Annotated in this window: 22 protein-coding genes and 3 pseudogenes; 8 read left to right on the top strand and 17 right to left on the bottom strand. The window is 44.1% G+C overall.

The features are described from left to right. Positions 1-48 precede the first annotated feature (48 nt). The 3 genes from KAI37_RS08270 to KAI37_RS08260 form a co-directional block, all read right to left on the bottom strand. Positions 49-672, bottom strand: coding sequence for an SMI1/KNR4 family protein (locus tag KAI37_RS08270; protein ID WP_220031045.1), 624 nt, complete (start codon positions 670-672; stop codon positions 49-51). Between the two features lie 155 nt (positions 673-827). Beyond that, positions 828-2,141: a PQQ-binding-like beta-propeller repeat protein gene (locus KAI37_RS08265; RefSeq protein WP_220031044.1), complete on the bottom strand. Its 1,314-nt coding sequence runs from the start codon at positions 2,139-2,141 to the stop codon at positions 828-830. A gap of 54 nt (positions 2,142-2,195) precedes the next feature. Then, positions 2,196-2,666 (bottom strand): DUF7716 domain-containing protein, encoded by a 471-nt coding sequence (locus KAI37_RS08260; protein ID WP_076292529.1) that lies wholly within the window; start codon positions 2,664-2,666, stop codon positions 2,196-2,198. A 132-nt stretch (positions 2,667-2,798) separates the two neighbouring features. Between KAI37_RS08260 and KAI37_RS08255 the strand changes: the two genes are divergently transcribed. Continuing rightward, positions 2,799-3,929: a phosphodiester glycosidase family protein gene (locus KAI37_RS08255; RefSeq protein WP_220031043.1), complete on the top strand. Its 1,131-nt coding sequence runs from the start codon at positions 2,799-2,801 to the stop codon at positions 3,927-3,929. Between the two features lie 133 nt (positions 3,930-4,062). Here the strand turns inward: KAI37_RS08255 and KAI37_RS08250 are convergent, their stop codons facing one another. Continuing rightward, positions 4,063-4,512, bottom strand: coding sequence for a DUF6386 family protein (locus KAI37_RS08250; RefSeq protein WP_220031042.1), 450 nt, complete (start codon positions 4,510-4,512; stop codon positions 4,063-4,065). Between the two features lie 220 nt (positions 4,513-4,732). Beyond that, positions 4,733-4,831 (bottom strand): hypothetical protein, encoded by a 99-nt coding sequence (locus KAI37_RS08245; RefSeq protein ID WP_014599622.1) that lies wholly within the window; start codon positions 4,829-4,831, stop codon positions 4,733-4,735. A 724-nt stretch (positions 4,832-5,555) separates the two neighbouring features. On the opposite strand from KAI37_RS08245, the gene KAI37_RS08240 reads away from it, so the two are divergent. After that, a complete protein-coding gene (locus KAI37_RS08240; protein ID WP_076292525.1) occupies positions 5,556-5,894 on the top strand; it encodes a helix-turn-helix domain-containing protein in 339 nt (112 codons plus the stop codon). Here the strand turns inward: KAI37_RS08240 and KAI37_RS08235 are convergent. Continuing rightward, positions 5,891-6,484 carry a hypothetical protein gene (locus KAI37_RS08235; protein WP_220031041.1) on the bottom strand — a complete coding sequence of 198 codons (594 nt, stop codon included), beginning with the start codon at positions 6,482-6,484 and terminating at the stop codon, positions 5,891-5,893. The genes KAI37_RS08240 and KAI37_RS08235 overlap by 4 nt on opposite strands. Before the next feature lie 440 nt (positions 6,485-6,924). Between KAI37_RS08235 and KAI37_RS08230 the strand changes: the two genes are divergently transcribed. Together KAI37_RS08230 and KAI37_RS26745 are read left to right on the top strand one after the other, a co-directional pair. After that, positions 6,925-7,347 carry a transposase gene (locus tag KAI37_RS08230; RefSeq protein WP_220031450.1) on the top strand — a complete coding sequence of 141 codons (423 nt, stop codon included), beginning with the start codon at positions 6,925-6,927 and terminating at the stop codon, positions 7,345-7,347. Positions 7,348-7,658: 311 nt separating this feature from the next. Continuing rightward, positions 7,659-7,928, top strand: coding sequence for a helix-turn-helix domain-containing protein (locus KAI37_RS26745; protein WP_081396520.1), 270 nt, complete (start codon positions 7,659-7,661; stop codon positions 7,926-7,928). Positions 7,929-8,107: 179 nt separating this feature from the next. Here KAI37_RS26745 and KAI37_RS08220 read toward each other — a convergent pair whose 3' ends face one another. Genes KAI37_RS08220 through KAI37_RS08210 form a run of 3 tightly spaced genes read right to left on the bottom strand, consistent with a single transcriptional unit; the run spans position 8,108 to position 14,557 of the window. Further along, complete coding sequence (locus KAI37_RS08220; RefSeq protein ID WP_220031040.1) at positions 8,108-9,490, bottom strand: lanthionine synthetase C family protein; 1,383 nt, start codon at positions 9,488-9,490, stop codon at positions 8,108-8,110. A gap of 16 nt (positions 9,491-9,506) precedes the next feature. After that, complete coding sequence (locus KAI37_RS08215) at positions 9,507-11,372, bottom strand: ABC transporter ATP-binding protein (RefSeq protein WP_053325124.1); 1,866 nt, start codon at positions 11,370-11,372, stop codon at positions 9,507-9,509. Continuing rightward, positions 11,369-14,557 (bottom strand): lantibiotic dehydratase, encoded by a 3,189-nt coding sequence (locus KAI37_RS08210; RefSeq protein WP_220031039.1) that lies wholly within the window; start codon positions 14,555-14,557, stop codon positions 11,369-11,371. Before KAI37_RS08210 ends, KAI37_RS08215 begins: the two co-directional genes overlap by 4 nt. Positions 14,558-15,090: 533 nt before the next feature. Here KAI37_RS08210 and KAI37_RS08205 point away from each other — a divergent pair. Beyond that, positions 15,091-15,330 (top strand): transposase, encoded by a 240-nt coding sequence (locus KAI37_RS08205; protein ID WP_220031038.1) that lies wholly within the window; start codon positions 15,091-15,093, stop codon positions 15,328-15,330. A gap of 133 nt (positions 15,331-15,463) precedes the next feature. Then, positions 15,464-15,580, top strand: coding sequence for an IS3 family transposase (locus tag KAI37_RS26740; protein ID WP_209435656.1), 117 nt, complete (start codon positions 15,464-15,466; stop codon positions 15,578-15,580). 512 nt (positions 15,581-16,092) lie between these two features. On the opposite strand, the gene KAI37_RS08195 is transcribed toward KAI37_RS26740, so the two are convergent. The 6 genes and pseudogenes from KAI37_RS08195 to KAI37_RS08170 all read right to left on the bottom strand — a co-directional run. Further along, positions 16,093-16,860, bottom strand: a complete 768-nt coding sequence (locus KAI37_RS08195) for a hypothetical protein (protein WP_053325122.1) — start codon at positions 16,858-16,860, stop codon at positions 16,093-16,095. A gap of 12 nt (positions 16,861-16,872) precedes the next feature. After that, positions 16,873-17,706, bottom strand: coding sequence for an ABC transporter permease (locus tag KAI37_RS08190; RefSeq protein WP_053325121.1), 834 nt, complete (start codon positions 17,704-17,706; stop codon positions 16,873-16,875). Next, entirely contained in the window at positions 17,703-18,431 is a 729-nt protein-coding gene (locus KAI37_RS08185) for an ABC transporter ATP-binding protein (RefSeq protein ID WP_053325120.1), read from the bottom strand. The genes KAI37_RS08190 and KAI37_RS08185 overlap by 4 nt, the downstream gene beginning before the upstream one ends. A gap of 156 nt (positions 18,432-18,587) precedes the next feature. Continuing rightward, positions 18,588-18,761, bottom strand: coding sequence for a gallidermin/nisin family lantibiotic (locus tag KAI37_RS08180; RefSeq protein ID WP_081047461.1), 174 nt, complete (start codon positions 18,759-18,761; stop codon positions 18,588-18,590). Between the two features lie 181 nt (positions 18,762-18,942). Further along, positions 18,943-19,584, bottom strand: a complete 642-nt coding sequence (locus tag KAI37_RS08175; RefSeq protein ID WP_179085888.1) for a response regulator transcription factor — start codon at positions 19,582-19,584, stop codon at positions 18,943-18,945. 246 nt (positions 19,585-19,830) lie between these two features. Further along, positions 19,831-20,814, bottom strand: a pseudogene (locus KAI37_RS08170) (helix-turn-helix domain-containing protein); the annotation flags it as partial. A 314-nt stretch (positions 20,815-21,128) separates the two neighbouring features. On the opposite strand from KAI37_RS08170, the pseudogene KAI37_RS26655 reads away from it, so the two are divergent. Next, positions 21,129-21,251, top strand: a pseudogene (locus tag KAI37_RS26655) (Tn3 family transposase); the annotation flags it as partial. A 2-nt stretch (positions 21,252-21,253) separates the two neighbouring features. Then, positions 21,254-21,724 (top strand): annotated as a pseudogene (locus tag KAI37_RS08165) (IS3 family transposase); the annotation flags it as partial. Positions 21,725-21,795: 71 nt separating this feature from the next. Here KAI37_RS08165 and KAI37_RS08160 read toward each other — a convergent pair. Then, a complete protein-coding gene (locus KAI37_RS08160; protein WP_076292518.1) occupies positions 21,796-22,935 on the bottom strand; it encodes a 5-methyltetrahydropteroyltriglutamate--homocysteine S-methyltransferase in 1,140 nt (379 codons plus the stop codon). A gap of 123 nt (positions 22,936-23,058) precedes the next feature. Continuing rightward, positions 23,059-23,961 carry a LysR family transcriptional regulator gene (locus KAI37_RS08155; protein ID WP_023987954.1) on the bottom strand — a complete coding sequence of 301 codons (903 nt, stop codon included), beginning with the start codon at positions 23,959-23,961 and terminating at the stop codon, positions 23,059-23,061. Positions 23,962-24,026 lie beyond the last annotated feature (65 nt).

Genomic DNA, 24,026 nt, shown 5'->3' with positions numbered 1-24,026 from the left:
GTCAATATCTCGGTTGCCTGAGCAGTAAAATTACATTTTAGGAAATCGCTAGTGTCTAATGTGCTTAAACATCACGTTAAACATTTCGACAGAAGATGGAAACAGCCCCTGTACATGGGGAAGCAGATTACTTCTGATTCGTAGCTCATCCTCATCCAAATGCTGTAGGTCCTCATGAAAGAACCAAACAATAGGATAATCGCCGTCCTTATGTCTGCTGCCTGCATTTAAACAAACGGGACCCTGATCGTCCTCTGCTATTGCAAAGGGAATGTAGCCTGCTGACAGCAGAGGTGACCATTGATCGAGCAAATCATAAAATGCCTTTAAGCCCTGACCTACAGGCAGTCGTGGAAACTCAACAAACGTACAATCGCTCCAGTATACTCCCGGAATCGATTCATTATCGAATTGTAAAGATACATAATGGTAGGACATGATAAAGCTCCTCAGCAGGGGCGGTAGCTCAAAATGGTATTTTTCCTCCATCTCCCGAACTTCCTGTTCAGTAATCTGCGAAGGGAGAGGCTTCCACTTGATCCATCCCTCCTCGTCGACATTCCCATCACGCATTTCAATTGGAACATTTTCTTCCACATCCATAAAAAAGGCTTCATCCATCTGAGCAAATAGTTCTTTCATGGAAGTACGAATATCCGCTTTCTTGTCCATGTCCTCACACCTCTTTCCTCTCTATTCACATTTTGCATCATGGGTTAATGCCAAATGCCCTCTATCTGAAAATAGCTTTGTAATCATGTGCTACTACACTTTTTAAGTTCAGCTTATCAGAACTTGCTTTTATCACCATTTGCGGAATATTAGTATTACCAGCGCAATGGCTCGTAGTTCCGCCAGATCACCCAACGCGCTGTCTCGTGAAATGGCGCGGTGCCAATGCTATATTCGTCCTTCGTGCCGCTCTGCAAATCAATCAAATGAAGCATACCGCCATACGTTCCAACCGCTAACATACCTTCATCAGGTGAAACTGCCAGCCCGGATATCGTACTGCCGACAAAATAGCGCCAAAGTTCACGACCCTCCCTGTCAATCAGACGGAGATAACCGTAGGCATCACCCAAAATAGATCCTTGTGTCAGCGCTGTTGCGGCGTATACTCGCATTTCTTCATTCATCATCGGCCATTCTTCCTTATTCTGAGCAAGACCCTGCTCCATCTCAGCAATCGACACTTGAATGGTAGCACCGTTGTAGAAATGACAGGCATTATACCAGACATCCAGATCATCTTTGGAAAACAGAGCATAATGCGGATAACTAGAACTTGGCTCCAATGTATGCACCGTCTTATCGGACAGATCCATAAGCATATGCTCACTCATCTGGCTGCCGTAAGCGATCCAGCGTCCATCCCTCGACACAGCTCCATGGGCCATATCCACAATCGTGTCTTCCAGCTTTAGTTCTCTCCGTTCAGACGCCTTGGGATGAATCAAATCCACCTGATCACCAGCCAGCAAATAAACGCCGTAACCGCAGACCAGCAGAAGTCGCTGTCCATCGCCAAACGGAATCACTTCATCTAATATATCCTCAGGATGATCCTCATCTCCCAAGCACTCCAGATCAGGAATGGATGCTTTTAAGCGTCCTTGTATATCCTTCCACTGAAAATGTGCTGTCTCTTCTCCTTGCAGATTTCGGTCCGGTTGACGAACAATACGAATCCCCTGTCCATCCACCAACGCAAAATAAGTCCCGTCCGGCGAACAGCCTACTCGATGCAGTCCGGGGATTTGCAAGATTCTATCTTTTCCCGTCACATAGATCGTCCCACGTTCCCGAGGATTGCCCGCATGTACAATGATTTCATTGCCTCCATTCACAAAAGCTATCGGCCTAACGGCTTGCAAAGCTTCCTCGAACGCTGGTGTAAGCGGCCAAGACGCGGCTGGAATCTCTCGACGTAACTGCTCCATTTCACCAGCCTGATTTGCCTCCTGAATCATACGAAAAATATCTTTGGCCATCTTGGGGCGTTCGTCCCGCTTTGGCTCTGATTGCTCCTGCTGCCATTCACTTTCCATGCCGACTCTGACAAATTCATTCACATCTGCGGCATACCTTTTCCCTTCCTGTCGCCACTTTGCTGCCATTTCATGATTCAACCAACTCATTTGCTTCCCCCATCCAGTGTATGTATGCCCCGTTTGTTCTACAGGCTTTGTTCATTATGTAAGGTGGTTTCTCACCTTTGTCAGCACAGACCACAGGTCTGTTACTGCCTTCACCTCTTCATAGTCCAGATAGGCATCTCGCTTGTCATAGTATTTTACCGCCATAATCACCATCTGAAGCGTCACTGGCTGTCCGGCAGCCTTAAGGACTTCCACAATACTTTCGAAGGTCGCCAGCTCAAACCAGGTTTGAACCTGACGATCCGACACACACTCGGGAATATACTCGTCCTGTTCGTTGGTTATGGCTGTACCCTTCTCTGCACATTCCTCCAGCCAATGCTCATCCCAATAATAAATCGGTGTGTGAACAGGGTCCTGATCCCATTGATCCACATTCACATATAACCAGTTATTATGCAGTTGCCCCACGCTACGCACCAATTCCTGTAATCCTTCAAATACACGATAGGACGGGCGCTCTCTGCGACGGTAATCCTCAAGTCTTGTCTCATACCTGCTCATCTCCAACCTCCCGCTTCCTATATCAGCTAAACACTCAAAATTCGCATAACATACATTTATAACTTATAAAACCCGATATAATTACAAGCACCTCGTAAAGTGTCAAGACTACATAAGGAGATTGATCTATTCATGAAAAGAATCACCGCACTTGTCATCCTGTCCTTGCTATTACTTGTATCCCCGATCTACGCTGCTGCCCCAGCACCTATGCTGGTCTATGTGGACCAGAGTAACCACTCGTTCATCCCGCTTCGTCTCCTGAACAGCTATGAAGGGATCACACTCAACATGACGGCAGCGGACAAAAAAATAGAAATTGCGCAAGGCAATACTCGGATTACCCTATTTACCGGAAAATCTACTGCCAAAGTGAACGATCAAACGGTCCGTTTGCAAAATGCTCCTTTTAACGATAATGGTTCGACCTATGTACCCTTGCAGTTCATCAGCCAATATCTAAACCTGCAAGTCTCATGGCAAAAGGAAACCTCAGCTGTACGCATTAAGCAGGGTACAACGTCCGTCACGCTTCCGGTACTTACCGGTAAGCTCCCCGGAAATACTACACCCATTACGACGGCTCATAAAAGCTTCAAGGTCGGATCTCGTACCTTTTCCGCTAAGGTGGTCACCATCTCTATGCTCCATCCCAAGGTAAGCCTGGATGTGGCTCTGGCAGGCAATACTATCGGCAAAGTGGAAGACTTGAGCAGTCTCGCCAAACGCAATCAAGCGGTTGTAGCCATAAATGGCACATTCTTTGACGCCTATACCAAAAGCTCCTACAAAACGCCTTACGGCTACCTAGTCAGTCACGGAAAGATATTGAAAAAAAGCTCCGGCGACCAACGGACGGTCTTCACCTACGATGCTAACCATTTATCCGAGCTAATGTCGGGTTCTGCCTTTGAACAAAGATTAAGCCAAGGTAACATCGAAGGTGCCCTGCAAGCTGGGCCTCGTCTGGTCACGAACGGACAGGTTTCCCTAAATGTCAAAGCCGAAGGCTTCAAGGACCCTAAAATATTAACAGGCGGCGGCGCCCGCAGCGCACTCGGAATGAGTCGGGATCATAAGCTGATCCTCCTGACCACAAGTGGAGCGACTATACCGCAGCTCGCCCAAATGATGAAGCAGGCCGGCGCTTATCAGGCCATGAATCTGGACGGCGGTGCTTCCAGCGGGCTGTATTACAACGGCTCCTACCTCACCACACCCGGCCGCCAAATCAGCAATGCCATTATTGTAAAGTATCAATAGACAGATAAAGGGCTATCTTCACGGATGTGTAAGCCGTGGGGATAACCCTTTTTTCATTTTCCCCGGTTTCAGTTGTTCCTGCTTCCACCGGTTCAGGTGGCTTGTATGGGCCGTTACGGGTTGAGCCTGCAACCTACAATCGAATCAGACCTGTAAAGCTATTGCTGCCTTCGCTTCCTTTTTTTAAAGAAAGATAAATACGGTTGCCTTCTTTGCTCGCCAAGCATTCATAAAGTCCCGGTTGCACAGAAAGGAACGTCCCTCCCCATACACATTCAGGCTCCAGTCCACCACCTGTGGCTTCCTCCCCTGCTCCAATAAATAGGTTGCCTGAGGGAACCTTCAAAAACAGCCGTACAGCAGGCTTGTCGATATGATCTGTCATCCCAACCTCATAGGTCCCATCGGCTCCAAGATTCAAAAAAGCTACATTTCCTTTGTTCAACTCGCCCAGCTCGTCCTCTTCGATGGACCACCAATCCGGATCATCGTCCAAGCGGTGCTTAAGAGCTTGCGTATCAAATAAGCAAAGAGTCGCCGTATCTGTTGTAAATTGAAATGGACTGCTTGCCGTATTCATCATGCGATCCTCCTGATTTGGTCAGCGAATTTCTGTTTTTCCACGTCTTACGCTATCCATATTGCAATATACTTGAGGGAAAATCTCCCTGTATGTAAAGTATAGCAATGCTTGCAGGACCAGACAACATGTTGGGCTAACACCCATTCTGCATAAAAAAGCCCTCCCTCACGATGTCGAGAAAGAAGGCGGATTTGTGGATTTAAGCGATGCTAACCTGCTGTTAGATCAGAAAAGACTTAGTAATAATTACCAACAAAATAAACAATACCAAAATCGCTCCTGTGGATGTCCATGCTCCACCGTAACCTACTTCACCCATGTCTGAATCCCTCCTTGCGTTAAAGCTTACTCTTATCGTATGAAGAAACGCGGATAACGACAGGGCGAATCGGCAAGTTTATTTGCCATGGAAGGGCTACTCAGAAAATGGACTGATACGTTTGAGATAGATCGCTAATGACTCTGGATGACAACTGGCAGAGAATGTCGTCCGTTCTTCGCAGTAACCTGCTCACATCCTTGTACTTCATTTTTTGAAGGAGAGAGCTTTCTAGCTGAGATGAAAGAAATTGAGTGGTGCCTATAAATACGACAACATCCAATCCCGGGTTGGTTTCGGTATGTAATAAGTGCAGCAGGTCAGTCATAGACAGGAATCCGGGAGGGAAAAGGCTGTTGTTTTCTTTCATATATATAGCTTTTAACATGGAGGTTAACGCCCAGTCACATAGGATAATGCAGCATTGGACTTGATTGTGCTTGTACAGGATTTGGGCTAGTTTCATGTGGTATTGAGATAGAGTGTGGAAATCGGTTATTGATTTATGTAGGTGTAGTGAGGGTCTGGATGGTTGGGTGGGACTTGGAATAAAGGTAGAAGGAGCTTCTTTCATATCTATTCCTCCAGAGAATTTCAATATTAGTCTTATTATATCCTAAAATAATACTTATAGATATAATGAATGCTAAATATACGATTCTTAATCTCATGTTTACCCAAGAAAATCTTGTCTACACTTTTTAGTATGAAGGGGTGTAGACAAATGCAGGACAAAGAAGTATTAAAGCTAGTTGGGGCTAGAATAAGAGTGTTACGCAAAGAAAAAGGCCTCTCACAAGAAGCTCTTGGAGAAAAAGGTGGATTTCATTTTACATACATTGGACAGATCGAACGTGGAGAAAAGAATGTTTCTTTAATAAATGTAGCTAAGATCGCAAAAGCACTAGACGTAAACTTAATTCAGTTATTTTCATATGTAAGCGAGGACCCTAAAATTATGGAGTCTGATGAAGATGTTATACAAATTATTACGATGCTCAAAAAATCGAGTCCTGAGAAAGTACGTTTGGCGAAGAATGTGATAAGGGAGATTACAAATTAAAAGGATTTTTTTGTTTTCAAAATTGGGGAAGTATCAGGTCGTAGTAACTCTGACTTTACACGGGATAAATTAACGGGTTCTGTTTGTGGTTCTAAAGGTGATAAACTGATCCAACCATTCCCTTTCTCTGTAATTCGAACTTTTTCGTTTTTGGATAGCCCGCGATCCATTTTCTCCAATCCATCTTTCATAGCTTCTTTCAGCATTTCAATAAAGGCATGGGCGTCCAAAGATTGCTTTAGGGCCTTGTAGTTTTCTTCACGTCGTTCCTCAAAATCGGTAGATAAGTCATCATCCGGGTTCCGATATCGGTTCGCACCGACCGCCCATATTTCCTTACAGCGAAGCTTATCTCTTAATGCTTGCAAAACACTGATCTCATAATTCATACGATTTATGCGCTCTTGCCCTTTCTCGTCTTTCTCTACAATGATTTCTCTATTAACGTTACGTATGACTCCATCAATCGGGACATCTTCCAACAGGGGTAAATAGTGTTGGCCTGTATCTGAATACCTTTTGACCAGTTCCAGCGCGAGGATTACTGGCTGATGAACCTCGTTATTGGAGCGGAAGTCCAGGATACCCAATGGCTCCCATAGGAAGCACGGATAATCGTATGAACTTTCTCGCGATAAGCCGGGCCTGTATGCTTGCTCTCTTTTACTAGATCCCTCAATGTTTGCTCGTTGACGATTGGAAAGATCACATCCCGTACAATTCCATCCGGATTATTGACGGCAGATTGTGCTAGGTTAAATAAGATACCGTACTTATTGCCCACTTTCCGCAGGTCGTTCAGCCCGAACGCCGATACAGTGAACAATCTGAATGAGCAGTTCAATTAAATTATCTGTAATCTCCATGCTCTGGAGCCAAAAAAAGGCCGACCAGAAGTTTCTGGCTGACCTAATAATACGAAAAAAAAGCAGAGACGGTAGACGCAGGCCGTTCCGCTCCTTTTACTCTTCTTCTTGTTAGGCATTCTATTTAAGATACCAAAACCCCATTACGCAGATTACCTCGTGGTATTTACGGCGTTGATTTCTTCGCTCATCAGACTAGGGTTTGTCTTCAAACTATAAAACAAGCAAAGAGTCTCAAGGATGAAGATCTGAAAACGGCAAAAGCGTATCACTTGAAGCTCACATTTTCGAAGTTGTGGAAGCAGGAAACGCCTGAGAAAGCGGAAGTGTTCTTGGATAGCTGGTATTTTTGGGCGACACATAATCAAATCCCTGATATGGTGAAATCTGCGAAAACGATTCGTCAGCATGCAACAGGGATCTTAAAGTGGTTTACATCGAAAATAACAAACGGTATTATGGAGGTCATTAACGGTCTTATTCAATGTGCCAAACGACGGGCACACGGCTACAGGTCGCTCAAAAACCTGAAGACGACGATTTATTTGTTCGCTGGCAGACTTAAGCTGAAGAAAGTCGAGATTTAAAACAAAAGAGAACCGCGATCAGTTTGGAGCCACAACCCGCTCATCTCACCGAACACGATTCCCTTGTCCGATTTTTATAGATTTACGTGACCCAAGCTAAACTACGAATAACCCGAAATAACTATAAGGTCATAAAAGCGACGGTGAAAATATGGAACAGACACAAGGATTTATTGAATTGAAGCTTTGATGAAAAAGGAGAAAGATAGGCGTATGTTCGAGCATTATCAAGACATTTATCAGCATTTGAAAGAAAAGAATGCACAAGAGATCTCAGAAATCATCGACAGAACGGAACGAACGGTCTACAAATAAGTAGTCGAACTACAAGTGACTACGCGGTTCCACACGAAGTCGGATTTCTAAAAAAATATTGTTGGGCTCTATCTCTTATTGGCGAATACATCAAGCGGGAGTTTGGTCATCCCTATTCTCTGCGTGGTATTTCTAAAATGGTGCACCGACTTGGACTCAATCACACCAAACCCACATATAACTTGGCCGCGGCGGATGAAGCTAAGCAGAAGATATTTACCGAAGTGACTTTCCCCGGTTTGAAAAACGACGGGGGAACGAGCTGACTGCTCATACTGCCTCTTTTCGACGTTGTCCCTCAACATTCTACGAATGCTTGAAGCTCTAGCCAGACCAATGAAGAATCACATCGTTTGTGAAATACCCATGGATAAAGGGTCTGAAGATTTTTTCCTCAGACCCTTCTGTCATCAGTCCCGGCGGTGTTCGGTAGTATGGTGTTAACCTATCGTATCAACAAAGCCATATCCCAATCCGGGCTTTCCTCGTAAAGCAAAGAAGCTAGCACAAGTGCCACGCCCGCGGCACCCGTCAAAAAGCCCGCTTCATCCACTTGCTCATACTTGCCATTCACAAAATGTTCATCATAATAACCAAACTTCGACTCTGCCGCATACTTATCCAGCACAGCCACAACTAGTTCATCACGCATCACGCCAAGCGTCACATGACCCGTATCCGAATACATACGTTGAATCATATGAAGCAGTCCCCCTACACCGTGGCACAAGGTAGAGGCGGTGAGTCCACCCATAGTCTGGATGCGATTCTCTATCTCTACATACGCCTGCAATCCAATTGCGCTCCATTCCTGATTATCCATCGCTTGCCCAGCTAGCCAGATGGATCGTGCAATCCCAGGCACCCCATAGCACCAGGAGTCCCACGGGTCTCGGATACTGCTCGGATGCAATTCACCCTGAAGTACCTCTTCAACAGCGACTCGCCCCGGCCAGAACGTTCCCGCTTCACCGCTCACTCGCCATCGACATGTCCACTCGGTGAGCCGCCGTAGATCTGCACGCATCGCTTCTGTTGTCATGCCCTGCAATTGCGATAGACTCAGAAAAGCCAGCGGTCCTGAGATACCATGGGATAGACCTACGTTAAAATTCCCATTTGGATACTGCACCTTTTCATGTTCGAGGAACTGATTCGCAGACGGGATATGCCAAGCAGGGATCCGATGTCCTAGATAATCTTTTTCCCCACAGAAGATATGGAATACTTCAACAATCCGTTGCCAGATGATCTTCATCTGCGGTCGATCTGAGAAAGCCAACACAACTCGTCCAATTCCTGTCAAACCTTCGATTGTATCGTACTGACTAATACGCAATTGCCCTTCTTCCCACTGGTTTTTGCATATCTCTACATAATTTAACACGGCTTCCTCGAACCAACTAGCCAGTGTATCTAGCATGCCTTGGTAGCGCGTATTCTTTCGTGACAGAGCACGGACGCCTATCAAAATACCCGCTAACCCACTGTATAAAGATAGAGTATGAATACCTTGCTGTTCGATTACCTGTTGAATCTTTTGCAGGTAACTATGCCCTACCATATCCCAACCTTCATCAGGATATAACTGATCCAGTTGTCCCATTAATACACAAATACCTGTAAATCCACCCGAGAAGCTTGTGTCTGACCATCGTGCTACCTGTTTCCCTTCAATCACTTGCCCAGGAACTTGCTTCATCTGGGCACGTACCTGATCAGGATCCTTATAACGCTGCACAATCGCCTGCAACACTTGTGCTACTTGCTTTCTAACTTCCCCTTTTAAGGGGATCCATTGTGTTGATACCGCACTTGCCGCTTTCACCCTCAATCATCTCCTTCTAATTCACCCCAACTTCTTCTGCAAATGAACTTGCTTGCACTTGATACATCTGCGCATATACCCCACCTAAACGCATCAATTCAGCATGCGATCCCTGCTCAATGATCCGGCCGTCCTCCATGACTAAAATCTGATCCGCTAGACGCGCAGACGAGATACGATGTGTAATGAAAATCCCTATCGTATCTCTCATTAAATGTATGAACAATTGCAGTAAGTCCCGTTCAGCCAATGGATCCAAGAACGAGCTCGGCTCGTCTAGAACATATACATCCGCACTTCGCAGAATGGCTCTTGCAATTGCAATACGTTGCCACTGTCCCCCCGAAAGTTGATGTCCTTCATCGAACCATTTGCCAAGTTGTGTATCGAGACCGCTTGGCAAATTCGCAATCATTTGGTCAATAGCTGCAACTTTGGCTGCATCCATCAATCGCTCATCTTGTTCGAGCTCAGCCAATGAGCCGAAGCCAATATTATGGCGAGCCGACATTTCATAGTGAACAAAATCTTGAAACACAACCCCCATGCGTTCTTGGACTTGTTGCAGATCGTAGTCGAGAACATTACGGCCATTGACTTGGATGGTACCACGATAATCCGTGTACAATTGCATTAACAGCTTCACGAGTGTGGACTTACCCGAACCATTCTTCCCTACAATAGCCACAGTCTGCCCCTTCTTGAATGTCACATCCACTTCTCGAATCGTATCCGAATCTTGTCCTGGATAAGCGAAAGATACCTGATCGAACGAAATCTGTGTAATCTGGATACTTGCATTTGCGTCACACGATAGTTCTGTTGCATTGGGAAACTGTTTCTGTCGATGAACAGGATCTGACGTGGGCAATTGCAAGAACAAGAGCAATTGCTCCATGTAAAGATTGTTCTGTGAGAACTGGACAAGCCCCTGAATAACCCCCTTCGTCTGGTTCTGCGTGAGCATAATCGCTTGGATATACCCATACAAACTCCCGATCATCATCGCTCCTATAAATGTCTCGTGAATTACAAGCCCAATTAACCAGAACAAAGCCACCATTTCTAGCATATCGTACAGAAAAGTAACTCGAATTCGCTTCAACAATATACGACGATCCACAAGGAAGAAGCCGTGCAACAAATCGCGGTATCGGTTTAACAAGTAAGAACCCAATTGGAATATTTTCACTTCCTTAAATGTGCTATCGTTTGTTAATAGATACGTCATGTACCACGATTCTCGATTCTGCGGAGTGCGATCCAAGTAGATTTGGAACTGTTCTCGATTGATTTTGAAAATCGAATAGATAGAAACCGTTGATATCATGAGAATCACGAGCACCACCCACCATTTCCACAGAACAAGTAAGATAGCAGATGAAATAAGTGTAATGAGTCCAGAAGCTATGCCAGCCATCTGGCTATACAATTGATAGGGGCGATAAGTGGCTTCTTGTGAAACCCTTTTTAATTGGTCATTAATCGAAGCATTCTCAAAATCAGCCAATCCCAACGTGGTTGATTTCTCGCAGATCATGACATTCATCGAATTGGAAATGACCGCCTGAAGATTACCCTCCACATAGCTTTGAGCGACGTCGATGAAATTCTTCAAAACATAGATGACGATGAACCAAACAAATTGAGAAAGTACCCAATATTCCCCTTCTTTCCATCCAACGGAAACACTATTCAACAAATTCTGTGTAACCATTAATGTCATCACAGGCACAGCGCCTTGAATGATGTGTAGTATCATACTTGGAATCATATACTGTTTATTCATGTGAAAAATCAATTGGAAGAGTTGCAGCCCGTGTCGAACCGTCTTCCAGAGTGAAGCTAATTCATGCTGACATCCCTTCCAAATAAAGTTCATTGGCTCTTCCTCCAATATTGCAACAAGCTATTAAGGGCATGACGAGCCATAATCATTACCTTACGTTCTTTATCTCGATCAATCCCAATCAAGCGGTTTAAGTACATATGAATCACACTGAATAGGATATCGTCTTTGTTGTTCATAAGAGTGCCCTGCCGCTCATGCTCAAGAAGTGCTTGCTGATAACACTTGACAGCCTCTTCCCTGTGCTGACCAATCTGATGAATCAGCTTACCTTCTTGATGCAATGATACTAATTCGGATGAATCCCTCCCTAACAACTGCAGGAATAAACGCCGTTCATTACGGAAGTCATCCAGATATTCTTTTACATCGAAGCGCTCATTGAGGAGCTCGTAAACCTTCTGCTCGTTGTAACCAAACTGAGTCATGTATTGTATCACACTACACACCGCCACGACCTCCTGACTTAGCTGTATCTGCTTAAATCGAAGCAGCCGAACCAAATTCGCTGTGACATCGCTGTCACAAGCAAACATACGTTCCGCTAATAGCATAAGCTCAGGTCCACCATATCGTTCGATCTCTGGTTCATACGTATCCACAACAACCTTATTTATCATTCCATCTTGAAGTAACATAGTCGTCCATTCATGGAAGATTGGGATGAACGAAGATATGTCATTACCGCTTGGCATGTTGAACCGTACCCGAATATGACGAGTTGGATCGGAGTAACGAATGAAATACGCTTGTTCAATTACACCTGCCTCACGGCATTTCTGAACAAAATCTCCCCACTGACGACCAATGAATTCATCTTGGCGACTGTCTATCCCATAGAACTTGGCATAGAACCACGATCCACCCGGCAACTGCACACGCTGCGATGCATCAACAACAGTCAGGCGAGAGATTTCTGTCTCCTTACTTACCGCCACTTCCGCTTGGGTCAGATCCATCTCTTCCGTGCGTCTAACGAGTGGGAAGACAAATTCCGCCGTCAGGCGCCCATCGCTCCGCTGGATCGGCATATCCTCGAATCCCCCTATATGCTCGATCAGCGTCACTTGACCATTTGATTTCAAGTCTTTGCAGATCTCCTCCACATGCAGAGAATGCTCCATATCGAACAAGATACGATTATCGAATTGGGTCATATACACATACCGAGGTACTTTCCACTGTATACTGAATTCCCTAACCAGAAGCGCCAATTTCTCCTCGCTCTCGCGCTCAGATGTCTTGTCACTCAATTGTATACGCCATGTCGCTGGACTTAACACGATGTTCCCATACCTTAAACGCGGAGTAAAGGGGGATTGATCCATTACTCCCCATTCTAATGTCGACCATTGTCGATATCCTTCCTGACTAACTTCCACCAAAAACCGGTACACATTCGGTGCACCCTGGTAGTTCAGCATATGCCCCGCTGTCGGGATCACTTCGCAATTGTGCTTGCGTGACTTCAAATAAAACTTATCGTCTCGCACCCCAACCATCAGATCGGACACATGAATCTGTTGATCCTCTGGTACAGTGTGATTCGTGCCAATTCCGATTTCATAAGTGCGAAAATTTTCCGTGAGAACGACATTCGTCGATCTGGCTGCACTGGGTAAGTACGAAATCTCTGCAAGTAGTTTACCTGGTGATAGGCGTTGCTCTTCCTCATGAATCTCATTGAACATGTTTTTAAACGAGACACCCATTAAATCAATAAATCGTCCGAACGTTTTCCCCGCGCCACTCGATCCAGGATTCGGTCCAAGTACTAACGTGTACTCTCCGCGATTGAGCGCTTCCTGATCCTGCACAACCATTAAAAAGTAGAGTTCCATTGACGGAGTAGGAATTAACTCACTGGTGGTTTTATCAGATTCATCCTCCAAGATCTGTTGAATCCTTTCGTTCGTGAGAACAATCTCTTGTTCACCCTGATGCATACACGAGACGAACCATTTGAAGAGTAATTGTTCACACTTCGTACTGAATGGCACACTCGGATTCTTCAACTGCCTATGAACGCTGCTCGGATTTTGATAGGTGGCCGGTGCCCCTAACCCAATCTCCTCATCCAGCAACTCCAGAATTGGTATCTCTCGATACGGACCGTATTTCTCTAGGAATTCATTGCAGTATTCCTCCAGGTGTCGGTACTTACGCGTAGAAATTCGACTAAACAAATGTGCAACTTTCTCAACATCCTCACGAACCTGAGAGGGCAAGGTCACGGAACGGTCTTCCAAGGACAAGTCAACCTGTACCGTCGTCTTCACCTCCGCCAAAGCATTCATCATCTGTCGCAACTGAAGTAGTTGCTCCTCGCCCTGCCCAATTGATCGGCTATTATAAGAGCGAATATTCCGACGAATTTCATTGAGAGCAACCTTCCATTCATCTATACCCTCTACCCGATCCAACACAGACAAGATATGATCGAAGGGCTCTATACTCGTCGTCGGAGGTCGCAATTCCGAAATTAAGAATTCTTGTTCAAAAAGCTGCCAAATGTAATGATGAATCGTATCTAATTCTGCCTCCATGAAAGCACTCTTAATCCGGGATACGAGTTCTAGGTACGGAATTGGATTCATACTAGCTTCCATCACTAGATCGAATACTGCAGAGGCTCGTACGGATACGCTATCACTTTCTCCGACGCCGAGATCGCCATATCTCGCTACGTAAGGAATCTTTGCTCGTTCGCCTTGACGGTAGATAAGAGAGTTGCGCTGAATACGAAACTGAACCACAACTTCACGTTGTTTCTCGATCTTATCAACAATCTTTAACAACCATTCCATATCTGGTCGCACGCGTTTGCGATACGTAGCGATGCCTTCTATGTTCATCTGCGACTGTTCGGCGAATTGCCCGTAAGTCACACCGGAAAACAGGCCAAATGGTGTGGGACGCGTCATCATGCGGAGCAGATAGCGCATGAAACCTTTGATAGCCTGCGCTTTCTTTCGTGCATTCTGGTCATTACCAAGATGAGAAAGTGACTCAAGCAAGCTCGGGCTCGCTACCGCAATCGCTTCGCGAATGATCGGGTCATTGGATAATTCGACAAGTTTATTTAGCGAATAACGCTTAAGCTCTTCTTGGTCTTTCCAATCGGAAGGAAAACACTGTATAAACAAATTGAATGGCAAAACAGGCGTACGAATCATAAAAAAATCGAGTGCACGATAAATATTGGGTTCTTTCGTCATGTTTCCTCCTAATTATAGTGGACTAAAAAAAAGATTTAGGGAGTAGTTTTAGAGCCTAAATACTTTCAGACCTCTTTACATTCGACACATACCCGAAATCTTTTATAATCCTAAATTTTGAAAGCACGTAACAGCGTTGAATCAAATAGAAGGATGATCAGTATGACTATAATAAAATGGAAAATATATAAAAAATGTTTATTACCAAAAATGAAGAATATTCACCTCTTCCCCACGAACAGGGCAAAGTAATCTCCATGTTAAATTATGAGTATTATTATTCTAAATCGGCTATGCTGAATTGATGAGCAAGTCAATCTCATCAACGGTAAAGTCACTAGTCGTACCGCATCACCACACTGCTCACATCCAAACTACGGTGCATTGGTTAAATGCTACTAGAGTAGAAAGTGGACATGGAGAACCGAGAATGCGAAAATAAAAAAATCAGCATTCGAGGTGAGCGATATGACTAAGAACTACGACAAAGAATTTAAAATCCAAACCGTACAGATGATGAAGAGAGTAAGTCGGTGGCGCAGGTAGCCCGCGAGCTTGGCATCAGCACGAACACGTTATATCGCTGGAAAGCTGAATATGTACAGCATGGAAAACAGGCTTTCCCAGGCAGCGGGAATTTGTCGCCCGCAGATCAGGCTATGCGTGGTCTGCAGAAGCAGATCCGTGAACTGCAGGAGGAAAACGAAGTCTTAGCACTACTTCGCAAAAGACCAGCGCTAATCTTTTCTTTCATCCACAATCACCACTTCTAGCTCCGTGTCGTGAAGATGTGTATGTATTTAAGGTTTCACGAAGCAATTATTATGAAGGGGTAAAGAACAAGGCAAGGAAACCCTGCGTAAGAAAAAACGGAAGGAGCTCGAGCAACGCATACGCCGAATCTTTTTGGATTCGTGTCGCCTTTACGGTAGCCGAAAAATAAAGGAAGCGCTAGAGCAGCAAGGCGTTTATGTGACGGGAAAAACCGTTGCACGCATCATGAAAGAACTGGGCTTTGCTTGAAATCGCGAACCATCAAGAAGTATAAAGCAACTACGAACTCTAAGCCTAACTTACCCGTACATGAAAACGTGCTGGACCGCGCGGCGAAGTTCTCCACTTTTCAGATCGTGGTAGCCAGTATGCTTTCCTGGAATACCAAGCACGATTGCAGAAATACGGGATGAAAAGCAGCATGAGCCGCAAAGACAATTACTACGATAACGCGTGTACAAGCCAAGAAGAGCATATTCGTGTATATTACCTGCTTCTATAATGGCAAACAAATTCATTCTGCCATCGGGTACTTAACGCCCAACCAATGCGAACGTGTGTACCGTCCCGCGGCGTAATCTTCTCAATTCTATGTGTCCAATCTATTCATTCACCTTTACCACACCCTAAAACAAGCTGCGGATTAACTTTTTTCTGTCTTCCTTTCTTTGGGGCTTCTTCTTTTCATTTGATTGGTTTCACTCCCGGGTTGCTACGAAAGACTATGTGGGTTTTATCTGTATCAACAATAATGCGTGCTTTTACATTCCTCTCTTACTCCAAATCCAGAAACTGATGATTGGACATATCACAACAATCCCGGTTAAGTACACCCAGAAGATCATACTTCCTTGTCCGCAAAGTACTCTCAAAATACTGACAAACGGATCATGCAGAAAACGAAGTTCAGAGACGATGACATAACTGCCAAGCAACCCTAAAATGGTGCATGCATACACAATTGAAACTCGTGTGATAAGGATAGAAAAAACACTGCATATCACAAGCACCGCAATGCTAGTCAGTACAAGAAGGAGATCGTATTGGATCGTTAGCCACAACACATTGCCATATCCAATCGATTCTGGCACTAAGTACACCACTGTCGATTGCGGATGAGAAAAGAACAACCATCCACACGCTAGCGAGACCAGCGTTGTCCCAAAGATAAACGAGACAATCAAAACGATCTGTGTAAGTAATTTAACTAGCCAGTGCTGATAGCGATCGAACGAACGTAACATATATATGCGATACGCACCCGAATGTATCTCATCAGCAAGCGACTCTACAAATAAGCCCGGCAACACAAACAATTGCAACAAGAACGACATATCCTTCATAATGAATACCGGCAGATTTAGTGCATCAACCGAAAACCACGAGCTTAGGTCAATTTTAATACCGCCTGTTAGACGTAAGAATCCAATATCGATCAATAGAGCGAGTAGATAAACGCATCCAAACGCTCGAATCCGCTTCCCCTTCCATATCCGTTCCAGTTCACTGATCCACAAGCCAGTGTTCACACGCCAACACTCCTAATTTAAATAATCTGCTCTCGTAAATTTTCTACGAGCAGCTACAATACATACGAAAAAGTAAATAACTAAACCCACGGCTATTGAAATTTGTGCATATTCATCGCCCGTCAATGCCTTCTCCACACCAACAATCTGCATACCTGGAATTAACCCTGCATAAATCAAGGCAAGCAAGAATGCATTTTCCGTTATTAAAGGACTTCCCGGATCGAAAATACTTGTAGCAAATATTGATATAATGATATAGATCATCGCAATACCAATTGTACGGGCCGCAGTCCTACAGTACATGGCAATCCAAATAAACAAACCGCCCCCCCCGATCAATGTAGCGAAATCAAGTGCATATTGTTTCAAAGTATAGAATAGTATTGCAACATTTGTGGAAGGAATCCTATTCCCTGATATCATTACCTCTGGGGGAGATGGAAGTTTCATTACGCCAAAAATCGTAAACGATACGCCTAAAATAACCATCATCAACAGGATGAATAAATTCATTATCATCCATTTGCTAACAAAGATTTGACCCCGAGAATAGCTTCTTAAAAAAAACATTCGCAATTTACCACCCTGAAACTCTTCTGTGTATAAGAGACCAGCCAACAGCGCGACCATTAAATTCCCAAATAAATATATACTTTCTTTCATCCCTCTCGATGCCGACATGCTCGCAGCTACATAGAATGGGCTATCAGGTAGATGTCGCTGATCAACCCACACAAAATATGTTATCAATGCATAAGCAAACGGAATGCAAGAAACTAATATGAACCATGCCCATTTCTGATGGATCAACTTCTCGAATTCAATCCTGATTAACACTTTCATGACAACATCAACTCCAAGAATGCGTCTTCTAGCCTCTGACCATCCACAATCAAATCATTCACATTCCCCGTCCATATGACCACCCCTGCTCGAATAACAATGAGATGGTCACACATGAGTTGCAGCTCATCTAGAAGGTGGCTGGATACGAAGAATGATAAACCTCGTGATTCCCTCAGCCGGAGGATCAGATTACGAAGTTCCCGCATACCTAGCGGATCAAGTCCATTGGATGGCTCATCCAAAAGCAGCAGGTCGGGGGACCCTAACATAGCTTGCGCGATACCTAATCGTTGCTTCATCCCTAACGAATAAGTCTTCACTTTATCATCTGCTCGGGACTGCAATTCCACACTCTGGAGCAACTGATCGATGTGCTTTTCTCGATCTGCTGAGCGAATTTCAGAGTGCAATCGAGATAAATTTCGAAGCACCTGCCTTCCGGTCATATACTCAAAAAAGATGGGGGATTCTATAATCGCCCCTACATTAGCTAGTGCCTGTTTTCTTTGCTTTTGCACATCATATGTCCCAATGCGAATCGCTCCGCTTGTTGGCTGGATAAGCCCTGTCATTAATCGCATTAATGTTGTTTTTCCTGCTCCATTAGGGCCTATAAATCCGTAGATCATACCTTTTTCCAATTTAAAGGACGTCTCTTGAATAAGAGTCTTATTACCTATTCGCTTCGTCACACGATCCACTTCCAGAATCAGTTCGGTCATCAGTCACACCTCTGTATGCTATATTGGTTACTCTCTTCCTTTCACTACAAAAAAGTGCAGACATCTGTCTTGCATTAGCCCACACGACTAACAACTAGACAGAAGCCTGCAGAACGTTAACATTACTGACTACATATGATCATACTTGGTTTTTTATTAACAAAGTCTCGATGTTGTTTTACCACAAGGCACAGTTCCGCACTCACTAGATCCACAATTCGGTCCAGTAATACATCCTGGAGTGCAAGCAAACACACTGGTAACTTGAGGCTCGATTTTACCAACATTTTTGCTTACTTGTACATCAAGATCAAATTGATTATTAGACATAATAACTACCTCCTCAGATTTTCATTGTCTCTCGGTATTTCACCAAGCTAGACAAATTCCTAATTAGAGAAGCAGTGATAGCAATCTATACCGGCGCCAATACAGATAGCGCGATCCAGCTCCTCTATTACAAATTATATTATAGATTCTATTTTTTACTAGGGTTACATTTTTCTCCCCCCTATCGCATAACGTAATTGTTGTCAAACAATCCTCGCCGTCTTGCTACTTTGACTGCGTCTTTGCAACTACCCACATCTAGCTTTGTGAGTATATGTTTCACATGTGTTTTAATTGTTTCCGGTTCGACATGCAGAACTTCGCTTATTTTTGATTTAGAGTACCCTTCGTGTAGATACACGATTACTTGTCGCTCGGTCCGCGTAAGGGAGCGTTCAAGCTCTTCCAATCTTAGTTTGCGGAACTCATCGCACAGCACGCTAGCAGCGTCAGGATGAATCGCTACGCGATTATGATACGCATCGCGAATAGCCGTAGCAAGATCCGTGTAGTTCTTCTTCATAATATAGTTGACGGCTCCAACGCTAAAGGAGTCTGCAATCACTTCCAAATTATCTACTGAAGATAAGATAATAATGCTAACATGTTTTCTCATCAAAATCTCTCTCACTGCATCCAACCCATCATACTGCGAAGAGGTCAGTGTTACATCCATCACGATAACATCGACTTTATACTGTTCTGCAAAATGAATGGCTTCCTGCTCCGTTGCTATACTTGCGACATATTTCATATCTGGCTGCTGCTTCACATATTTGCAGATTAAATCACGCCATACCGAATCAGTCTCCACATGTAACACACTGATAAACTCCATAATTTGTAATAGCCGCGCAATATTTCCTAACAACAAACCTAAAGGTATACTTTTTAGCGCAGCAAGTACCTCCTTTTCATTTTGTAATTCTTGGTACTAGACAACGTTTTCTTAAACGTACGAGCCTCCTTGAAATACGACGATCAACAGCACCAGAGATGTTACCCATAAAAATACGTTTTTCACATTTCATTTACATGGGGTAGTATCAGCTACGCTGGAACTACCCCATGTTGCAGCGATATATTCAATATAATCATGTAGTACATTTATATCTCCCGACAAAAGCTTATATACGTAAGTATTGCCTTCCGCCCATTGTTGAAACAAACCAATCCAGTGTCGGGTATCCTCATCAGTCTCTATGGCCCAATCTAAATCAGCGTAGTCATATGTATATTGTAGAACTTGTTGATAATCGCCTTGGGCTTCACAGACACTAGCACACAGTAGATCAGCATAAATGATGTACACAAAGATGGGACGACTTAGCTTCTTGGCGGAATCATCATGCTCTCGACTTTCTTGTTGATGTTTCATCGAATATTGGATTTCCGCTTTAGCCCTCATTTCCTCGCCATTTCGTCAAACTTGTCCCATTTACGCAAAGACCTATACATTAGCCAGATCCTTCAATACGTTAAGCTGCTCTATTTCATCCAGTCGTTCGACAAAAGCTTCAAAAACGGCTACTGCCCTGACATTTCGGCTTTGATCGTCTCCAACCTGAATCGTGAATATACGATACTGACAGACTGCCAAGCGCTCGGAGTACTTATATTTTTCTAGTTATGCCACATTATAACAGTTAAATAGTGCAGCGGCATGTTGTCGCTGTGAAAATAATGTTTCTGCAATTTGATATAGTCTGGGAAAGTACATAAGCTTGTCCATAATATGTCCAACCAATCGACGGATCGCTTCCAGCTTGTCCAGCTCCGTACAACGATATAACAATGGTTCAATTCGTCTCATGTTTAGGGGGAGGTCAATGATGTAGTTTTCTATGTATAGATCGTAAAAGTGACCTTCCGATAAACCCATAGTCACAGTGATTCGATCAAGCTGCTGCACGGAAAGTGGACGATGCTGAATAATCCAATTACTAAGTGTTCTTTGATGGACACCTGAATATTCCGCAAATTGAGCCAGTGTCATATCGTTTAGTTTTAGATAATCTTCAAACTTCGCCGGAACTGTAGGTGTATTGTACAAAAATAACCACCCCTTATCAGGAACATATAGAAAATCAACTCATGAAACGAGGACTACTGCAATCAGATGAATCGCATAGACCTTTCCGCAATTCATCATACCATTTTCTAGAATAAAATCACATACATATCAAAATTTACTTAGAATACCTATTTAGATACTTTGCAATGATGTCATTATTAAGGGTATCGCCATTTTTCTTATGTCAGTATTTTCATAATTCAATTTCCAACGCTCGTAGTTACAATATATAGACGAACTAAAACGTTTCGATTTATATATTGCTGATTGGAAAACGCCCCTGGGCTGCTATTAGACCGGAACTAGGCATGACCGATGCTTATCCGAATTTGCAACCGATACTGACTCGCCCGATCAATTGGGAACTGGTTAGGCAGCAGTACAACCAAATGATGAAGTATGCTACTGCTTTACGCCCAAGCTGGTTACCGATATTACATACATACGAGCTGGAGAGCGGTTTGTATATCTCTCTGTCATTCAAGATCTGTTTAGCTATGAAATTGTGGCTTGGCGTCTTTCGGAACGAAATGACCTTGCTCTAGTTAGCGAGACGCTAGACGTTCTAAGTAAGAACGTGAACATGGAGGGTGTCATTCTCCATTCAGACCAGGGGTTTCAGTATACCTCCAAGCCGTTTAACCGCAAACTTAAGCGGCTTGGAATGCTTGGAAGCCATTCAAGGCGTGGAAATTGCCTAGACAATGCCTGTATAGAATCCTTCTTTTCCCATCTTAAAACAGAGAAGATTTATTTAACGAAACCCGGAACCCTAGCGGAGGTAGAACAACACGTACGGGAGTACATCTTATTTTATAATGAAAATAGATTTCAGAAAAAATTAAACAACCGTTCCCCGATTGAATACCGAGAAACGGTTGCCGCTTAAAGATGTCTTTTTAGTTCTGTCTACTTGACAGGGGTATGACCAAATTTCTCCAAGGTATTTCTCCTAAACCCTTACTTCCAAATCTCGTCCGCAATCTCTTTAATGAAAGCAAGCTTTTTCCACTGCTGCTCTTCTGTCAGAACATTGCCCTCTTCTGTCGAAGCAAAACCGCATTGTGGGCTGAGGCAGATGTGGTTGATGTCGACGAATTGAGTCGCTTCCTTAATACGATTAATGACCGTCTGCTTGTCTTCCAGTTCACCCGTTTTGGAGGAAACGAGGCCCAGTACGACCTGCTTTTGATCTTTCAGATGCTTAAGCGGTGTGAAATCACCTGCACGGTCGGTATCGAATTCGAGGTAGTAGCCGTCGATGTTATCGATGCCGAACAGGGTTTCAGCTACAGGCTCATAGCCTCCAGAAGATGCCCAGGTGGAATGGTAGTTACCACGACATACGTGGGTCGTAACGACCAAATCAGCTGGGAGATCCTTCACCGTTTCCTGATTCACACGGGCAAACAGCTTTTTGGTATCTTCCACATTCTCACCCGCATGCTGTCTAGCTTCCCAATAGTTTTTATCACAGAGCATACCCCATGTGCAATCATCCAGTTGCAAACTGCGGCAGCCCTCATTGTACAACGCTTGAATCACGGATTTGTAAGCTTTGGCGATATCCGTCACCAGCTCATCCAGATTGCTGTAATACGTATCGGTTGTTTCTTTATTTTCGCCACGCAACAGCTCGGCCAGGAATTGCGCAGGTGCCGGGATCGTCTGGCGCGCGATCGCATCCTCACCTGCTACTTGCTTCAGGAATTTGAAATCTTCAATGAAAGGATGACGGGAATGTCCGATTTTACCGGACAAGCGTGCGGTTTCCGCTCTTGTTTCCACACCCTGGAATTGGTAGCCGTTCGAAAGCTGTACCTTTTCCACGCCGTCCAGACCCCACATAAAATCAAGATGCCACCAGGAGCGTCTGAATTCACCGTCTGTCACGGCTTGAAGTCCTACGGATTTTTGCTTTTCCACTAGCTTGATAATTTCGTTATCTTCAATCTTTCTCAGCTCGTCCGCAGAGATTTCATTATTTTGAAATTGAATTCTGGCGTCTTTAATCGCTTGCGGGCGCAAAAAGCTGCCGACCATATCATGTCTAAAAGGGGTCACTTTACGTTGGGATGCATTGTCAAGAATGCTGCTCATTAGGGTTATCTCCTTTTTCGCTTCTGTAGTGAAGTTCTTGTAAGAAAGATAACATACATTTTCAGTTATAAGGTAACTCCAATAAACTATAGCTAGTTATAACCTAAGGCTATATCCAATCTTTTATTCCCCTATCGCCTCATGCAGCGCTTCTACATAGACGGTAGCCAGCTTGGAGAGTGCAGCGTTTTTATGGCAAATCCATCCCACATTAATAGACTCATCACATTCCAGAGGGACGGAAATAATGTCGTTACCGTTCAGATCCGCACTGATCACCCCGGTAGAAATCGTATAGCCGTTCAAGCCAATGAGCAAATTAAAAAGGGTCGCCCGATCATGGACACGAATGCTTTTGGGATGTGACAACGTACTGAGAATCTCCTCGGAAAAGTGAAAGGAATTGTACTCCCCTTGTTCAAAGGACAAATACGGATACGGATGAAGCTGATCAATGGTCACGATAGACTGTCGAGATAGCGGATTATTGGCACTGATAAAAATATGCGGCTTGGCCGTAAACAGGCTATTGAATTGCAGATTCGCATCTTTTAGCAGCTTGTTGATGACCTTGGCGTTAAATTCGTTCAGATACAGGATTCCAATCTCACTGCGCAGGCTTTTGACATCCTGTATGATTTCATGGGTTTTGGTCTCTCGTAAAGCCAATTCATACTCTTCTTGACCATATTGATTCACCAGATTCACAAATGCATTTACAGCAAAAGCGTAATGCTGCGTGGACACAGCAAAATGCTGTGGTGAAGGCTTGGCATCCAGATAGCGACTTTCCAGTAACTCCGCCTGCTCAACGACCTGGCGTGCATAACCGAGAAATTCCACGCCTTCCTTGGACAAAGAAATCCCCTTATTGGTACGCTCAAAAATGGTGATATGAATTTCTTCCTCCAAATCACGAATCGCGTTCGACAGACTGGGCTGGGAAATGAACAACCGCTTCGCCGCCTCATTCATGGAGCCACGATTGGCAACCTCAATGACATATTTTAATTGTTGTAAGGTCAATGCATGATGTCCTTTCCGTTTGTGTTTCTTCTATTATATAATACATAATCACACTTCTGGAAAAG

Origin of the sequence: Paenibacillus sp. S25 (assembly GCF_019454085.1) — a bacterium.
GTDB lineage: Bacteria > Bacillota > Bacilli > Paenibacillales > Paenibacillaceae > Paenibacillus > Paenibacillus polymyxa_B.
This window is presented reverse-complemented; position numbering and strand designations above follow the sequence as displayed.

Excerpts from the sequence above, each read along its gene's own strand:
- KAI37_RS08250 (WP_220031042.1), bottom strand. The coding sequence starts at position 4,512 with ATGATGAATACGGCAAGCAGTCCATTTCAATTTACAACAGATACGGCG.
- KAI37_RS08270 (WP_220031045.1), bottom strand. The coding sequence starts at position 672 with ATGGACAAGAAAGCGGATATTCGTACTTCCATGAAAGAACTATTTGCT.
- KAI37_RS08265 (WP_220031044.1), bottom strand. The coding sequence starts at position 2,141 with ATGAGTTGGTTGAATCATGAAATGGCAGCAAAGTGGCGACAGGAAGGG.
- KAI37_RS08245 (WP_014599622.1), bottom strand. The coding sequence starts at position 4,831 with ATGGGTGAAGTAGGTTACGGTGGAGCATGGACATCCACAGGAGCGATT.
- KAI37_RS08255 (WP_220031043.1), top strand. The coding sequence starts at position 2,799 with ATGAAAAGAATCACCGCACTTGTCATCCTGTCCTTGCTATTACTTGTA.
- KAI37_RS08240 (WP_076292525.1), top strand. The coding sequence starts at position 5,556 with ATGCAGGACAAAGAAGTATTAAAGCTAGTTGGGGCTAGAATAAGAGTG.
- KAI37_RS08210 (WP_220031039.1), bottom strand. The coding sequence starts at position 14,557 with ATGACGAAAGAACCCAATATTTATCGTGCACTCGATTTTTTTATGATT.
- KAI37_RS08185 (WP_053325120.1), bottom strand. The coding sequence starts at position 18,431 with ATGACCGAACTGATTCTGGAAGTGGATCGTGTGACGAAGCGAATAGGT.
- KAI37_RS08215 (WP_053325124.1), bottom strand. The coding sequence starts at position 11,372 with ATGAACTTTATTTGGAAGGGATGTCAGCATGAATTAGCTTCACTCTGG.
- KAI37_RS08160 (WP_076292518.1), bottom strand. The coding sequence starts at position 22,935 with ATGAGCAGCATTCTTGACAATGCATCCCAACGTAAAGTGACCCCTTTT.
- KAI37_RS08260 (WP_076292529.1), bottom strand. The coding sequence starts at position 2,666 with ATGAGCAGGTATGAGACAAGACTTGAGGATTACCGTCGCAGAGAGCGC.
- KAI37_RS08190 (WP_053325121.1), bottom strand. The coding sequence starts at position 17,706 with ATGAAAGTGTTAATCAGGATTGAATTCGAGAAGTTGATCCATCAGAAA.
- KAI37_RS08180 (WP_081047461.1), bottom strand. The coding sequence starts at position 18,761 with ATGTCTAATAATCAATTTGATCTTGATGTACAAGTAAGCAAAAATGTT.